13 protein-coding genes, 1 tRNA gene and 1 pseudogene are annotated in these 14,379 nt (G+C 70.3%); 4 read left to right on the top strand and 11 right to left on the bottom strand.

Translation table 11 applies throughout. The annotated features are described in order from the left end of the window. Nucleotides 1-287: 287 nt before the first annotated feature. Nucleotides 288-722 (bottom strand): ester cyclase, encoded by a 435-nt coding sequence (locus AC0699_RS29115; RefSeq protein WP_478666019.1) that lies wholly within the window; start codon nt 720-722, stop codon nt 288-290. A gap of 519 nt (nt 723-1,241) precedes the next feature. Here AC0699_RS29115 and AC0699_RS29120 point away from each other — a divergent pair. Next, nucleotides 1,242-1,658: a VOC family protein gene (locus tag AC0699_RS29120; RefSeq protein ID WP_478666022.1), complete on the top strand. Its 417-nt coding sequence runs from the start codon at nt 1,242-1,244 to the stop codon at nt 1,656-1,658. Nucleotides 1,659-1,889: 231 nt separating this feature from the next. Here AC0699_RS29120 and AC0699_RS29125 read toward each other — a convergent pair. The 3 genes and pseudogenes from AC0699_RS29125 to AC0699_RS29135 form a co-directional block, all read right to left on the bottom strand. Further along, a pseudogene (locus AC0699_RS29125) lies at nt 1,890-2,075 on the bottom strand (carboxymuconolactone decarboxylase family protein); the annotation flags it as partial. Next, nucleotides 2,076-2,489 carry a DUF6463 family protein gene (locus AC0699_RS29130; RefSeq protein WP_478666025.1) on the bottom strand — a complete coding sequence of 138 codons (414 nt, stop codon included), beginning with the start codon at nt 2,487-2,489 and terminating at the stop codon, nt 2,076-2,078. It lies immediately after the preceding pseudogene. Nucleotides 2,490-2,491: 2 nt separating this feature from the next. Continuing rightward, nucleotides 2,492-2,974 (bottom strand): DUF3995 domain-containing protein, encoded by a 483-nt coding sequence (locus tag AC0699_RS29135; protein WP_478666027.1) that lies wholly within the window; start codon nt 2,972-2,974, stop codon nt 2,492-2,494. A gap of 57 nt (nt 2,975-3,031) precedes the next feature. Between AC0699_RS29135 and AC0699_RS29140 the strand changes: the two genes are divergently transcribed. Together AC0699_RS29140 and AC0699_RS29145 are read left to right on the top strand one after the other, a co-directional pair. Next, nucleotides 3,032-3,628 carry a TetR/AcrR family transcriptional regulator gene (locus AC0699_RS29140; RefSeq protein ID WP_478666031.1) on the top strand — a complete coding sequence of 199 codons (597 nt, stop codon included), beginning with the start codon at nt 3,032-3,034 and terminating at the stop codon, nt 3,626-3,628. Between the two features lie 450 nt (nt 3,629-4,078). Next, entirely contained in the window at nt 4,079-4,597 is a 519-nt protein-coding gene (locus tag AC0699_RS29145) for a hypothetical protein (protein ID WP_478666033.1), read from the top strand. A gap of 112 nt (nt 4,598-4,709) precedes the next feature. Here AC0699_RS29145 and AC0699_RS29150 read toward each other — a convergent pair whose 3' ends face one another. The 3 genes from AC0699_RS29150 to AC0699_RS29160 form a co-directional block, all read right to left on the bottom strand. Further along, nucleotides 4,710-6,359, bottom strand: coding sequence for a serine/threonine-protein kinase (locus tag AC0699_RS29150; protein WP_478666035.1), 1,650 nt, complete (start codon nt 6,357-6,359; stop codon nt 4,710-4,712). Nucleotides 6,360-6,681: 322 nt separating this feature from the next. Then, the gene (locus AC0699_RS29155) at nt 6,682-7,140 is read right to left on the bottom strand and encodes a DUF6463 family protein (RefSeq protein WP_478666038.1); all 459 of its coding nucleotides are present in this window, start codon (nt 7,138-7,140) and stop codon (nt 6,682-6,684) included. Beyond that, nucleotides 7,140-7,754, bottom strand: coding sequence for a DUF2867 domain-containing protein (locus AC0699_RS29160; RefSeq protein ID WP_478666041.1), 615 nt, complete (start codon nt 7,752-7,754; stop codon nt 7,140-7,142). Before AC0699_RS29160 ends, AC0699_RS29155 begins: the two co-directional genes overlap by 1 nt. Before the next feature lie 93 nt (nt 7,755-7,847). On the opposite strand from AC0699_RS29160, the gene AC0699_RS29165 reads away from it, so the two are divergent. After that, nucleotides 7,848-8,405, top strand: a complete 558-nt coding sequence (locus AC0699_RS29165; RefSeq protein ID WP_478666044.1) for a TetR/AcrR family transcriptional regulator — start codon at nt 7,848-7,850, stop codon at nt 8,403-8,405. 317 nt (nt 8,406-8,722) lie between these two features. Here the strand turns inward: AC0699_RS29165 and AC0699_RS29170 are convergent, their stop codons facing one another. The 4 genes from AC0699_RS29170 to AC0699_RS29185 form a co-directional block, all read right to left on the bottom strand. Next, a complete protein-coding gene (locus AC0699_RS29170; protein ID WP_478666046.1) occupies nt 8,723-10,567 on the bottom strand; it encodes a transketolase in 1,845 nt (614 codons plus the stop codon). 17 nt (nt 10,568-10,584) lie between these two features. Continuing rightward, nucleotides 10,585-12,039, bottom strand: coding sequence for an NAD(P)/FAD-dependent oxidoreductase (locus AC0699_RS29175; protein WP_478666111.1), 1,455 nt, complete (start codon nt 12,037-12,039; stop codon nt 10,585-10,587). 283 nt (nt 12,040-12,322) lie between these two features. Continuing rightward, nucleotides 12,323-12,400 (bottom strand) — tRNA-Met (locus AC0699_RS29180). 188 nt (nt 12,401-12,588) lie between these two features. After that, nucleotides 12,589-14,289: an FAD-dependent monooxygenase gene (locus tag AC0699_RS29185; RefSeq protein ID WP_478666114.1), complete on the bottom strand. Its 1,701-nt coding sequence runs from the start codon at nt 14,287-14,289 to the stop codon at nt 12,589-12,591. Between the last annotated feature and the right edge of the window lie 90 nt (nt 14,290-14,379).

Below are 14,379 nucleotides of genomic sequence, written 5' to 3' on the forward strand. Positions count from 1 at the left end.
GTTACGCAACGCTCCCCGGTGGACAAGGCAGAAGAGTGTGTTCCGTTGCTGTTGCTTGGGGGGGGGCTCCGCCCTTTTTTGTTTTCTCTTCTCCCCCCCCCCCCCCCCCCCCCCCCCCACTGCGCTGTCCCGGCCGGCCGCCTCCTCGCCGACCAGATGGCGGTACAACCACCGCTGAAGGTCACGAAGCGGCCGGCCCACTCCCCAGCCTTCTGCACGCTGCAGAGGCTCGCACGAACCCGAGAAGAAGCGGCGTCGGTCTGAGAGGCGTGAACCTGCGGGTCTCGTCAGGACGGGAGGGCGCCGAGCTGGCGCAGCTGTGCGAGGACGTCGACGACGCCCCGGATCTCGGCGATCCGCCCGTCGACGAAGCGGAAGATGAAGATCTCGTTGTAGGTGACGGTCCTTCCGGTGGGCGGCAGGCCCTGGTACTCGCCCCGATGGGTGCCGGTCACCGTGTTCCTGGAGACGACCTTATCGCCCTCCGTGATCGTTTCCTCGACGGAGACGTGGATGTCGGGGAACGCGCGCAGGAGCACCTCCCACACCCGCTTCAGGGCCTCCGCTCCCGTCGCGCCCATCGGTACCGGCGCGTGGAAGACCATGTCCGGTGCGACGAACTCGTCGATGGCTTTCGCGATGGTTTCCGGGTCGCCGCTGTTCACGGCGGAGTGGAAGCGGTGGAACGTCGCCGTGTTGCTTGTTGCCCCGGTTGCCGACATGCGGTCTCTCCTCTGCTCTGTGCCTTCGCCCCGTGCTGGACGCGTCTCAGCAGTAAGACGGCACGGCCCGCCGGGATGTGACACAACGCGCGGACGACGGCCTGGAGCCGGTGCGCTGCGTACCTCGTCGCTCTCGGGTCGCTGGTTCGGCCGATGGCTGGGTCCGTTCATCACATCGAGGCAGACCAGTTCGCGGATGCCCATCCCATCGCGCTGCGAGGGATCGCCGGTCACAGCACGCCCAGCTCGGCGCCGGGTCGGTAGTACAAGCACGCCGCGATGCCATCGCCGCGTGGTCGCGCGCAGGGCCTGCTGATGGCTCATCGGTCGGCATGCTCACCGGCCATGCCGCAGTCGTCGCCGCGGAGGGCATCAGCCTGAGGGCATCAGCCTGGAGGGCCTGCCGTCGACCCTTTGTGGCAACAGGGCGTCGTTCGACGGCCGGGGAGTCGCCGCGATCATCGGCAGTGCACCGCCTAATCTGCCAGAACCGAAGTCTCATCGCGAAAGGAACATTCCATGTCTTCTCGACTGAACCCGTACATCAGCTTCAACGGCGACGCCCGGCAAGCCATGGAGTTCTACAAGGAGATCTTCGGGGGCACCCTGGCGGTGAACACGTTCGGCGACTTCGGCGAGAAGGAGGCCGGAGAGGCCGCCGACAAGATCATGCACAGCATGCTCGAGACCGACAGCGGCTTCACGCTCATGGGCGCGGACACCCCGCCAGGGATGGAGCACAAGCCCGGGAACAACATCTCCGTGAGCCTGAGCGGGGATGACGCCGACGAATTGCGCGGCTACTGGGACAAGCTCTCGGGAGGCGGCACGGTCTCGGTACCGCTGGAGAAGCAGGTGTGGGGCGACGTCTTCGGCATGTGCACGGACCGCTTCGGCATCACCTGGCTGGTCAACATCAGCGAGCAGCAGGCCTGAACGGAGGCGGAGCGTCGGCCTCTCCCCCGATGCCGCCGGCGCGTCACGTCCCGCCGACGTGCGGCGGGACGGTGAACAGAACGACGGCACGGAGCGATGGTCCCCGGGCGGACCCGAGCAACACGCCGGGCCCCGGCGAGCGGTGCCCGGCGCGCGTGCTGCCGGTGCTGGTGCCGGATGGCACCGGCGGTCCCGGCCAGGTGCTCCTGGTCACCCGAACTGGCCGGGCTGCTAGTCGCCGGCGGGCTGCTGGACGATGACGTTGGCACGGTTGAAGGCGTTGATGAGGGCGATGAGAGACACCAGGGCTGCGAGCTGGTCCTCGTCGTGGTGCTTGGCGGCGTTCGCCCAGGCCTCGTCCGTGACACCACCGGCCGCGTCGGCGATACGCGTCCCCTGCTCCAACAGCTCCAGAGCTCACGGTCGGTAATTGCCGGCAGGGGGTGTCCTACGACTCTCCACGGCGCCGTCACGCCGGGCCGCGATCAGGGCCAGCACCCCGAGCACGATCAGCCCGGGCGCGCCGGACACCGGATAGAGAATCTGCAGCGGCACACCGATGGCAAGCAGGTACCAGCCGAGCTGTGCCGGGAGCCTGCCGGTGTCACGGACGATGCGTTGGCTGAGCGTGCCGAGAGCAAGGAGGCCGAACCCTGCGAGGAAGAACCACATCTCGTATTCGCGCTGCGGATTTCCGGGGACGGCATTCCAGAGCCCGTCGCGGGCCACGTCACCGAAGGTGCTCGAGGCGATCAGGGCGACTGCGAAGTGCAGTGCGGTCAGCCCGATCACCAGTCGGGGAATCAATCGGCTCATTGTCACCTTCCTCATTCCTACGCTCCTTGGCTGTCTGACGTACGGCGTCGGCCCTGGCGGTGGGAAGAGTGGGTGGAGACGGCGACGTATGCCGTCAGCGCCCCGAGCGCCAGACACAGGGGGGAGTACAGCGCCAGGTCCCAGCGGGTGAAGTCGGTCGGCCGGCGGGTGAGACCGGAGGAGACCAGACCAGCCGCGCCCCGCAGCAGCAGCACGCCGGCGACGCCCCATACGCCCTGGCGCACCACACGACGCGGCCCCACCTGTGGGACCAACTCGGCCCGGGCCGCGGTGGCATAGGCCGCCGCCCCGAGCACTGCCGCGACTACGGCCGTCAACTCCGGCGTGGGCAGGTCGGCTTCAGCGACCCCGACGACCGTACGGGCGAAGTCGGCACGGCTGGCCAGTGGCCAGGGCGAGAAGGTCCAGATCCCGTGCAAAGCCCCGACCGCGCCCAGGCCGACTGCGGCCGTCGCCCCGGCGAGTTTCGTCAGCGTCATGCTGCCCCCTCCGTCCGTACACCCCTGTACGGAACGACCATACAGTACTGTACGGACATGGCAAGAAGGCACCTCACCCCCCAGGACTGGTCGACCGCGGCGCTGCGCGCGATGGCACGTGGGGGCGTCGCCGCAGTGTCGGTCAACGCGCTCGCGAGCGAGCTGGAGGCAACCCGTGGCAGCTTCTACTGGCACTTCAAGGATCGCGATGCGTTGCTGACGGCCGCGCTGGAGGTGTGGGAGCGGGACGACACCACAGCGCTGATCGAAGAGTTGGGCGACATCACCGACCCCCGCCAGCGGCTGACGGCCCTCTTCACCGTCGCGCTGGGGCAGGAAGACATCAACGGCCTGGAGCCCGCGATCGTGGCCCACGCCGATCACCCCGCCGTTGCCCCGGTCCTGCGCCGGGTCACCGAGCGGCGGATCGCCTATCTCACCGACCTGTACACCGATCTGGGGCTGGCCGCCGCCCCAGCCCGGCGTCAGGCGGTCGCCGCGTATGCCGCCTTCCTCGGATGGCTCGAACTGCGCCGCTCCGCCTGCGACATCGTGCCCGAAGTCGCCGCCACCGGCGCCACCGCCACTGCCGCCCTGGAGCACCTCATCACCGCTCTGGCCCATTCCGCCGAGCACCAGTCGAAGCCGGAGTGAAGGGCACCACCCGTCTCCGATCGCCCCACCGGGCCGCTGCGGGCAGCGGCCGGAGGTCCGTGACCACCTCCGACGCGCCCGCGTGCATGACCGCCCATGGCTGCAAACCTTCGCCGACGATGCCGCCACCGACGATGCCGCGATGACCCAGATCGTCAGCAGCCACCTGACCTGTGCTCATCGAGCGCGGATTTCGGTGTTCCCGCAGCAGACACTGCGCATGGATTCGCGAACCCCACGGTTTTCCAGGATGCGCGATGCTGCTGTGCCGGCGAACGTTCACCGGGCTGGTCACGCTGTCCTCGGTCACCGGACGGACGGCTGGACGACCTGGGCTCGTCCGGCGATTGAGCCCTCCTCAGGTCCTCCCTCAGCGGGTGCGCCCTCCGCCGCACGGCGGAGACGGTCCGCCGTAGCGGACGAAGCGCGGCTGCCAGGTCCACGGCCAGCATGTACGTCATGACCCCAGCGACCGTCCCCCTCCCCGACTCCGCACCCGCACCCGCACCTGTCTGGGCTCGGCGTGCCGCCCACGCCATCGCTCTGTGCGCACTCCCGTCCGGCCTGTGGCGCATCGCCATGGCATCCGGTGTCCATGTGGGCTACAGCGACCAGGTGTTGCACGACATCTTCGACATCCCTGGCTGGGGCATCGCATACGTCGTCGGCCTCTCCGTCCTTGCCGAGCTGGCCGCTCTGTTTCCGCTGCTGCTCGTCAGCGACGGATGGCGGCCACTGCGCCCCCGGGCCCTCGCCGCGCTCGCCTGGACCGCCTCGGGCGTCCTGGCCCTGGTGGCGCTGTGGCAACTCGTGGTCGCTTTCACCGTCGAGAGCCAGACGTACATGTCGAGCGGCACGGCACAGACCGTCTGGGGCTTCGCTTTCGCCCCGCTGTTCGCCATCCCGGCCCTGATGACCGCGGTGACCTGGTCGTACACAAAGCGGCACCGGGCACGGGGACAGGCATGATCCCTGCCCCCACCACCGGCCACGAGCCGGGCTGCGGAGCCTCCTTTCCGGGGAAGGCCGTTGAGGACCATCCGTTCGTCCAGCCGGACCGCCGGGCCGACGGGCGCGTCCCTCAGCGCCGGGTGAGGGTGGACGGCGCCCCGGCGGACTGGGCACCTTCGTCACCCAGGCCCAGGGTGTCGTGGCCGGTCATCGTGACGACGTAGATATTGCCCTTGGGGCAGGAGACGGCGGCCGATCGGTCGGTGGGGTGGCTGGTGACCGCCTCGAAGACCATCGATGTCCTGCGCACCTCCCGCAGTTGCAGGGCCTCGGTGCATCCCAGTTCACGGCCGGAGCCCACCTCGGTCACGTTGCTGACCTGCTTGCCCGCCAGCTCACCCCGCAGTGCCGGGTGGAGGGTCAGGGTGACGGCGAACTGTTCGGTCCGGGCCTGGGTGACGCCGTCGGCGGTTGGGGTGCCCGGGCCGGTGCCGACCCATGTACCTGCCCAGGACGCGGGAAGCGAAGCGGCGGTGGGTGACGGGGAAGGCGTCGTGCCGGATGCGTCATTGCCGGAGAGACGCTGCACGACGAGCGTGCCCGCCACGGCGGTCAGAGCCGCGGCAACGGCCCCTGCGACCGCCCGGCCGGTACGGCCGGACAACCACCGTCGCAGTGAACCGGCAGCCGGCGCAGCGGCGGTCTCAGCACCGTCAGGGGCAGCGGTGTCTGCACCGTCAGGGGCAGCGGTCCCTGCGCCCTCAGGGGCAGCGGTCCCTGCGCCCTCAGGGGCAGAGTTCCCTGCGGCGTCGGAAGCCGGACCATCCGCAGCCTCACGTGACGCAGTCGCCACAGGCGCCGGTTGCCCTGCTGCGGAGACCAACGCGTGCGCCTCCGCCTCGCGCACGGCGAGATCCCTCTCCAGCGCTTCAGGCAGCAGTTGCGGCCAGGTACCGGTCCGGCCGCCCAGGCGTTCCAGCAGCGCGCCGACGGCGCCGGCCGTAGGTCGCTGCTGCGGGTTCTTGGCCAGGCAGGACCGCAGCAACGAGACCAGGGCCGCCGGAACGCCATCGAGGTTCGGCTCCTCGTGCACGATGCGGTACAGCAACACCGCGGCCGAGACCTCCTCGCCGGGGTGGGAAAAGGGGCCCATTCCCGTCGCCGCGTACACCAGCACCGCAGCCAGGGAGAAGACATCACCCGGCGCGCCCGATCCCCCGGCACTCGCCTGCTCCGGCGCCAGATAACCGGGAGAACCGATCACACCGCCGGTCCTCGTGTGACGCGAGTCCTCCATGGCACGTGCGATCCCGAAGTCGATGAGCAAAGGACTACGGCGGCCCAACAGTACATTGGACGGCTTGACGTCCCGGTGGGCCAGCCCCGCCCCGTGTACCGCCCCCAGCGCCCCGCACAACTCGGCCGCCAGCGCCAGTACGGACCGTTCGGGCAGCCGGCCGTACCGCTGCACCCACTCGGCCAGTGACGGCGCGGCCACATACTCCGTGGCGAGCCACTGCGGGCGCTGCCCCACCGGGCTGTAGTCCACCACCGCAGTGGTCCAAGGAGAGCGCACCCGGTCGCTGTTACGGATTTCACGCGCGAACCGCTCCTCGAACCCCGGCTCCCGTCCGAACTCGGCACGCACCGTCTTCAACGCCAGCGGGCGCCCCGACACCGTCCGGGACAGATACACCCGCCCCATGCCACCCTCACCGAGCCGCGCCAGCAGTGGATAACCACCAATAGCCCCCGGATCCGAACCATCCAGCAACTCCACGCCCCCGCCGCCCCCTCACACCTGCACACTGCCAACCAGGTTCAGCCCCCGGACCGGCGCGGCCAAGCGCCGCATCCGTAGTATCCGTGCCAAGCATCACCTGCCACGCCCACAACAGGCCACCCAGTCACCATTCCCGGAAGCCGATACAGCTCCTTGGCATGAGCCAGGACGGGGCGGTGCTCCGGCGGGAGGTGAGCAAGGCCCCGGTCGGCGGGTCCAGGACCTGCGCCGGTGGTGGCAAGCCGTTGAGCGGATGGTCGCCGGTCAGCGCCTTCGAGAAGTACCCAGCTGTCGGCAGCCCCTCGCGGGCGGACGCGAATCACGCCAGGTCCTTCTCCGGGTCGCGGGCTGCCCGCGACCGGTCTTCTTTCCGCGCCGCCAGGATGATGAGTGCGCCGGAGATGACGCCCGCGAAGTACGGAGACGGCACAAGCAGGACTCCGCCGACGAAACACCACGCCGCGAGGCCCCAGCCGATCCCGGCGGGCACGGCCACCCCGCGTCCGGCAAGGTGCCATGTCAGGCAACCCAGGAGAATCAGGGGCACGGCGAAGCTTCCCGGACCGGCCCAGAACGCGACCTGATTCTGAAGGGACTCCACTGTCTGATCGGCGCCACTGTCCGTCAGCGCGAGCGGGACAGCTGCCCACGTCCCCCGGTCCACCCAGCCGGTGACGCTGTCCCAGGCGAAAAGAGTCAGCAACAACAGGTGACCTGTCCCCAGTACGAGCATGATGCCGCTCGCCCAGCGCAGCAGTTGCTTACCAGCGTTCATCATCAGCCCCGTTCGCCAAGCTGTGTCGCGAGATCGTTGCGGTCGAGCCAGGATCGTTCCCACTGCCGGGCCAGGGCTGGGTAGACGATGAAGTATCGGAACGGCGCGATGGCGGCCATGTAGAGCCGCCCGAACCATCCGTTGGGCTTGACGAGGACGGCCATCCGCAGCTCGTGGTCACCGTTCGCCCCCTGCACCCAGCTGAGGTGCATCACCGTGTGCACGGTCTTGTTCGCCAGTTCGCGAGCGGACTCCGTGGCGATCTCGTAGATCCCTTTCAGGGGCATGTTGTCGTTGTCCTGGCCCCGGTGAGCATCGCGAAGATCGCTGGGCAGGCGGTCCCGGAGCGAGGCAACCCGCGCACCGACTCCCCCCATCGGCTTGTCCCAGCCGAGGAGCGCGCCGAGCTTCCATCGAACGGCGAACAAGAACCGCACCGGCCAGGTCTGTCTCGCGAGCCCGCCGGATGTCCGCATCGCTGCCAGCATCGCCGGGAAGTCGTCAGGCCCGGCTCCGGGGGTTCGGAACGCCCACACGTCCTCGACTCTGAAGTCGGAGGTGAGTTCGTGGATGCGCCACCGATGCTCGGTGTAGGTGGACCTCGCGAGTCGTGCCACGCTTCGACCTCTCATTCTGTACGCAGCCGTATACTTCATCTGTACGGTACCGTACACTCCCCCGGTCAAACACCCCTGAGAACAGGTGAGAAGGTGCCTCCCATCGCTCGTACCCCACGAAGTCGCTGGATCGAAGCGGGACTCGACGCACTCGCCCGGGGCGGACCGGACGCTGTCCGAGTAGAGGCTCTGGCCGCCGAGATCGGGGTGACGAAGGGCGGGTTCTACGGGTACTTCGACGGTCGTCCCGCGTTGCTCGACGAGATGCTCGACGAGTGGGAACAGCGTTGCACCAACGACATCCTCGAGCAGGTCGAGTCCGAAGGCGGGGACCCTGCCGAAAGGGTCCGGCGCGCCGGCCAACTGACCTTCTCGGAAGACCTGCACCGGATCGATCTCGCGGTCCGTGAGTGGGCTCGCCAAGACCCGTCGGTCGCGAAGCGACTGCGTCGCATGGACAACGCCCGGATGGAGTTCCTTCGCACAATGTTCGGGAGCTTCATCGCAGACCCCGACGAAGTCGAGGCGCGAAGCACGCTGACCTTCGCGCTCGCGATCGGCCGCCACTTCATCGCCGCAGACCACCCCGGACGCACCAAACGCGAAGCCATCCACCTGGCCGGAGAACTTCTCCTGCGACCCCAGTCGTGAGCACCCGGGGTTGCAGACCAGGCCGTCGGCGCCATCGGCAAGCCCGCGTGGGATTCGGCGTTGATCGTGGTGTTCCCGGATGCGGTGGACATCGTGTACGCGACCGCTGCCGGCCGTCATGGCGTGCCCGACACCATTCGCGCGACGCCCCTCCGGGGCACGGCGAACTGCCAGCTGCAGCGACCCTCCACGGCCCGAGCGGACCCCTGGTACGACGCCCCTCCAGGGCACGACGATCCGCCAGGTGCGACGCCCCTCCAGGGCCTGTCCGGTGGATCAGGCGAGTCCAGCAAGATCCACCGGACAGGGCAATACACCTAGGGCACGACGATCCTCTCCACCAGCAGTTTCACCGCCGCAGCGATCGACTCCGCGTCGATGCCGGATGCATGCATCTGCTCCTCTGGTGTCGCCGACGCGGGCATGTTGCGCACGGCCAGCCGGGCGAGTCGCGGTACCGGACGACCGTCCGAGAACGCGTCCGCGACGGCGTCGCCGAGCCCGCCTTCCGGATGGTGGTCCTCCACCGTGAGGATGCATCCCGTCGCCCCGGCCGCGTCGTTGAGCGTGTCCACGTCCACCGGCTTCACGGAGTACAGATCGATGACCCGGACCGGGATCCCGTCGGCGGCGAGCGCGTCTGCGGCGAGCATGGCTTCGTGCACCGTCGCGCCTGCGGCGACGATCGTCGCCCGATCCTGGTCGCTGCGGAGCAGCACCTTGCTGCCGCCGACCGGGAACTCCTCGTCGGGGCCGTAGATCACGGGCGTCGAGCCGCGGGTCGTACGCAGATAACGGACTCCGTCCAGATCCGCCATGGCCGCCACCAGCCGTGCCGTCTGGTTGGCGTCGCACGGATACAGAACCGTCGAGCCGTGGACGGCGCGGAACATGGCCAGATCCTCCAGACCCATCTGCGAGGGGCCGTCCTGGCCGATCGCCACACCCGCGTGCGAGCCCACGAGATTGATCCCGGCCCGGCTCACCGACGCCATCCGGACGAAGTCATGAGCCCGGGTGAGGAACGCGGCGAAGCTGGACGCGTACGGCACCCAGCCGCGCGCCTGCAGGCCGACCGCCGCCGCGACGAGCTGCTGCTCCGCGATGTAGCACTCGAAGAACCGGTCTGGATGCTCCTTCTTGAAGTACTCCGCCCGCGTGGAGTCGCTGACCTCGCCGTCGAGAGCGACCACGTCCCCGCGTGCCGAGCCGAGCGCCGCCAGGGCCCGTCCGTACGCCGTGCGCGTCGCCTCATCGCCGCCGCGGTCGAAGCGCGGGAGCTCCAACGGGCCCTTGGCCCGGGGCAGCTGAACGCTCGCCGACGGCGGGGACTGGACCTCGGCGCGCACGAAGCGCGGCCCGCCGAGTTCCTCTATCGCCGCCTTCGCGTCAGGCAGCGGCTTGCCGTGCTTTCCTTCCTGGTCCTCCACAGCGGCGACGCCGCGGCCCTTGAACGTGGCCGCGATGACCGCGGTCGGCCGGTCCTTCGTCCGCCCCGCCTCGGTGAGCGCCTTGTCCACGGCCTCGACGTCGTGGCCGTCGATTTCGACCGTATGCCAACCGAAGGCACGGAGCCTGCGCGCGTACGCGTCCAGGTCGTGCTGGTGGCGGGTCGGCCCCCGTTGCCCGAGCCGGTTGACGTCGACGATCAGCGTCAGATTGCTCAGTTTCTCGTACGAGGCGTGCTCGACGGCCTCCCAGACGGAGCCCTCCGCCATCTCGCTGTCCCCGGACAGCACCCACACGCGGTACGGGATCTGGTCGAGATACTTGCCCGCGAGGGCCATCCCGACGCCGATCGGCAGGCCTTGGCCGAGCGAGCCGGTGGCTACGTCGACCCAGGGCAGCCGGGGCGTGGGGTGCCCTTCCAGTGGGCTGTCCAGCCGGCGGAACGTCAGCAGCTCCTCGTCGTCGACCGCGCCCGCCGCCTTGAAGAGGGAGTACAGCAGGGGCGAGGCATGCCCCTTGGAGAAGATCAAGCGGTCATTCGCCGGATTGTCCGGGGCGTCGAAGTCATAGCGCAGATGGTGGGCGAGGAGTACGGCGGCGAGGTCGGCGGCCGACATCGACGAGGTCGGATGCCCCGAGCCAGCCGCGTCGGCGACCCGTACCGAATCCACCCGCAACTGCTGGCCGAGTTCGGCCAGTTCTTCGTAGCGCATGTCACTCCCTTCGCACGTCACTCCTTCGACGGTGGGCCCGGGGCCCGGGCGAGCTCGGGCGAGGCCGTGTCCAGCGGCACGGACCAGGAGCGGACCAGACCGAGCTGCACCGCCTGACGTGGCAGCGCCGCGTCCAGCAGCCAGTCGGCCGCCACCCGCACCCGGTTGCCGGGCATCGCGGCGAGGTGGTAGCCGCGGGTGACCGCGCCCGCGAGCGGTCCCGACAGGGGTACGCCCAGCGGGTTCGCGGCCGCCTGCACCCCGCCCAGGTCCACGGCGAAACCCAGATCGTGGTGTCGGTAGGGGCGAGCGGTGCCGTGCCCGAGGGAGGCGGCGACGTTGCGTGCCGCGACATCGCCCTGACGGGTTGCGTGCTGCGCGGTCATGGGGGTCAGCTCGAAGCCGCCGTAGCTGCCGTCGGGGCTCTCCCCGGTGCCGTTCCCGGAGAGGGGCCGGGTCAGATCGGGCACGGCGGCGGCGTCCCCGCAGGCGAACACCTCGGGGTGCCCCGGCACGTCCAGCCGTGGCGTCACACGCAGCCTGCCGCGCTCGGTCGCCAGGCCGACCCCGGCAACAAGCGGATCGGGCCGTACGCCGACGCACCAGACGAGCGTCCTGGTCGCGATGAACTCGCCGTCGGCCAGCCACACACCGGCCGGAGTCGCCTCCTTGACGGACGTGCTGGTGCGTATCTCCACGCCCCGACCGCGCAGCACCCGGTCCGCGCTCTCGGACAGCCGCCGGTCGAGTCCCGGCAGCACCCGGTCCGCGACGTCGATGAGCAACCAGCGCGGGCGGGTGCCGGGCGAACGCCAGGCCGCGCCGTGGGGCGGCCTCGGCCGGGCCATCTGGGCGTACAGCGCGTCGGTGAACAGCTTCCCCTGGGCAGCGACCTCCGTCCCCGTGTATCCCGCTCCCACCACCACGAAGGTGCACCGGGCAGCGCACTCGTCGGCGTCGTCGGAGCACGCGGCCAACTCGGTCTGCCGGGTGATGTGATCGCGCAGGTAGAGCGCTTCGGGCAGCCCGCGGAACCCGTGGGCGTGCTCGCTCACTCCGGGCACGGGCAGGAGCTTGTTCACACTTCCGACCGCGAGTACGAGCCGGTCGTACGCCAGCTCCCCGGGGCCGCCCTCCGGGTCCGTGTAGTGCACACGGCGCTCCGCGAGATCGACCTGCGTCGCTTCACCGAGCACGAGCCGCACCCGGGGGAGGGTGTGCGCCAGCGAAATGGTCACCCTCCGTGGTTCCAGGATGCCGGCGGCCACCTGAGGGAGGAGGGGCAGGTACAGAAAGTAGTCGGTGGGGTTGAGCAGCACCAGCTCCACGCGCTCCCGGGCGAGAATCCTGGAGAGGGTCCGCGCGGTCCGGTGGCCGGCGAACCCCGCTCCCACGATGACGACGCGGGGCACGCGGTCCCGTGCGTTCCGGGAGCGGTCCTGCTGAGCCTGCTTGTGCCGTCGGTCCTGCATGTCCTCGGCCTGCACGACGAATCGCCTCCCATGTGGACAGGGTGCGAGGGACAGGACGTTCCGGGTACCCGTCCGATTCCGTCGTAAACGCCGTCCTCGGCGAGGCCGCACGGAAGCCTGTCGGCAGCGCCCGGCAGCGAAGCCGTGAACGCCTCCGTGAATCCAGCCTCCCCCCGTCCGCCCGTCACGGCCACACGAGACACAACGGTCCACCCGTCACGGCCGATGAACGCAATGCCACACGCTTCCGGCACCCTCGACGGTGAGTCGAGGGTGCCGGAGTTGGTAGCGGGGGCAGGATTTGAACCATGCGACCTCTGGGTTATGAGCCCAGCGAGCTACCGAGCTGCTCCACCCCGCGTCGGTGAGCCCACCGTACGCCATCCGTCAGGCTCCGGCGGGAAATAACCAGGCCGTGCCGACAGGAGGAGGGCTCGCCGGCCGCGGGCCGCGCGGGTCCGGATGGACGGCATTCGGCGATGCACTGGGCCATGTCGGCGGCCTTCTGCGTTCCGCTGCGGGGATCTTCGGCGTGGCTCTCCGCGCTGTTCACACCGGCACGGTCAGAGCAGCGAGGTAGTCGGTCAGGGCCGCTGCTGTGCCGGTGAGCGGGAAGCGGGCGCCGAGCTGCCCGTCCGGGCGGACGACGAAGCCCGTCGAGCCGTCGGGGCGATAGAGCCGGGCGAACTCCCCTGCGGCGTCGCGGTATCCAGGGACGGCCAGGGCATCGGCCGCGGACCGTGCTGCTTCGCGGGCGAGGACGACGACGGCCTGGAGACCGGTCCGGGGGTCCGGGCCCTCGGGGGTGCCCGGGCTGGCGTCGGCCATCAACAGCACCCCGGCAGCCCTGCTCGCTTGGGCGGCTTCGACCAGGTCGGCGATGCCGGCCGCGTACAGGAGCACCACGTGGCCCGTGCGGCCGCGCAGGATGTCGAGCAGGCGCAACGGGTAGGTGGCCACGGGCGCGGTCAGGCCGGCGCAGTCCGGGGCCCGGTCACCGGGCTGGGGCGCGTCGGCCGGCCCGTACGGGCTGCCCGCGAGCGGGCCGCCCCGGTAGCCGACGAGCAGCTGGGCCTCGCGGAGCATCAAGGTCCGCGGGTCGTCGGGGTCGGTCTCGATGCCGTGCGTGGCGTGCCGGACGGTCCGGCCGACGACCTCCTCGCCGACCGGGCGGCGCTCGGCGTCGTAGCTGGCGAGCAGGGCGGGCCCCGCCTCCCCCCGGACGACGAGGGCGAGCTTCCAGGCCAGGTTGCAGGCATCCTGGATGCCGGTGTTCATGCCCTGGGCGCCGGTGGGCGGGTGGATGTGGGCGGCGTCGCCCGCGACGAAGACACGCCCGTCGGCGTAGCGGTCGACGATGCGGTGGCTGATGCGGAAGACGGAGGACCAGCGCATCCGGGAGAGGCGGGCGGGGCGGGGTGCCAGGCGGTCGACGACGGCCTGGATGTGGGACAGCTGAGGGCCACCACCGCCCTCCAGGCCATGCGCGACGCCGTCGCCCTCCGCGGGCCCCGGGCCGCTCGCCCCCGTGGAGAGTTCGGGAGGGACCAGCATCGACATGCGGTAGCGGCCCGTGCCGGGCAGCGGGATGCAGACCAGCAGGTCGTCGGTGGAACCGTTGTCGGCGCGGTGGCTGGAGCGTACGCCGTATCCGTGCGGCAGATCCCAGTCGGCCTCGACGTCGGCCAGCATGTACTCCTCGGGAAAGGCCGCGCCCTCGAAGGTGAGGCCCAGCCCCTTGCGGACGATGCTGTGCGCTCCGTCGCAGCCGATCAGGTACCGGGCACGCAGCTCCTCGTCGGCGCCGGAAGCGGTGCGCAGCCGGGCGGTGACTCCGTCCTGGTCCTGGGTGAACGACAGCAGCTCGGTGCCGCGTTCGATGACCGTACCCAGGCCTGCGACGTACTCCTCGAGGAGGCGCTCGGTCTCGTACTGCGGCAGCGCGGCGAATCCGTAGGGCACCTCGGGCGGCAGCTCGAGGGCGATCCGCGCCTGTTCCCGGCCGTTGACGTAGATGAGCTGGCCGCGCAGCGGAACGGCGGCCTCCAGGACGGTGCGGGCCAGGCCCATCCGGTCCCAGATCTCCAGGGTGCGTGGCTGGATGCCGACCGCCTTGGCGTACGGGAGGCGGGCCGGCAGCCGGTCGACGAGACGGCAGCGCACTCCGTGGCGGCGGAGATCAGCCGCCGCGCTCAGTCCGACCGGGCCGGCGCCCGCGATCAGTACGTCGGTCGTGTGGGTGTGCCCCACGGGTGCCTCCCAGTGCCTGGCCCCGGACCGGTCCCGTATTCCATAGTCGCCCGGCGGTGCGCGGGCGGCGAGCCAGGCACCGGGGCCCGT

This window comes from Streptomyces sp. NPDC043870 (genome assembly GCF_056435785.1).

Bases quoted from the DNA above. Each gene is read 5' to 3' on its own strand.
- AC0699_RS29115 (WP_478666019.1), bottom strand. From the start codon at position 722: ATGTCGGCAACCGGGGCAACAAGCAACACGGCGACGTTCCACCGCTTC.
- AC0699_RS29120 (WP_478666022.1), top strand. From the start codon at position 1,242: ATGTCTTCTCGACTGAACCCGTACATCAGCTTCAACGGCGACGCCCGG.
- AC0699_RS29130 (WP_478666025.1), bottom strand. From the start codon at position 2,489: ATGAGGAAGGTGACAATGAGCCGATTGATTCCCCGACTGGTGATCGGG.
- AC0699_RS29135 (WP_478666027.1), bottom strand. From the start codon at position 2,974: ATGACGCTGACGAAACTCGCCGGGGCGACGGCCGCAGTCGGCCTGGGC.
- AC0699_RS29140 (WP_478666031.1), top strand. From the start codon at position 3,032: ATGGCAAGAAGGCACCTCACCCCCCAGGACTGGTCGACCGCGGCGCTG.
- AC0699_RS29145 (WP_478666033.1), top strand. From the start codon at position 4,079: ATGTACGTCATGACCCCAGCGACCGTCCCCCTCCCCGACTCCGCACCC.
- AC0699_RS29155 (WP_478666038.1), bottom strand. From the start codon at position 7,140: ATGATGAACGCTGGTAAGCAACTGCTGCGCTGGGCGAGCGGCATCATG.
- AC0699_RS29170 (WP_478666046.1), bottom strand. From the start codon at position 10,567: ATGCGCTACGAAGAACTGGCCGAACTCGGCCAGCAGTTGCGGGTGGAT.
- AC0699_RS29175 (WP_478666111.1), bottom strand. From the start codon at position 12,039: ATGCAGGACCGACGGCACAAGCAGGCTCAGCAGGACCGCTCCCGGAAC.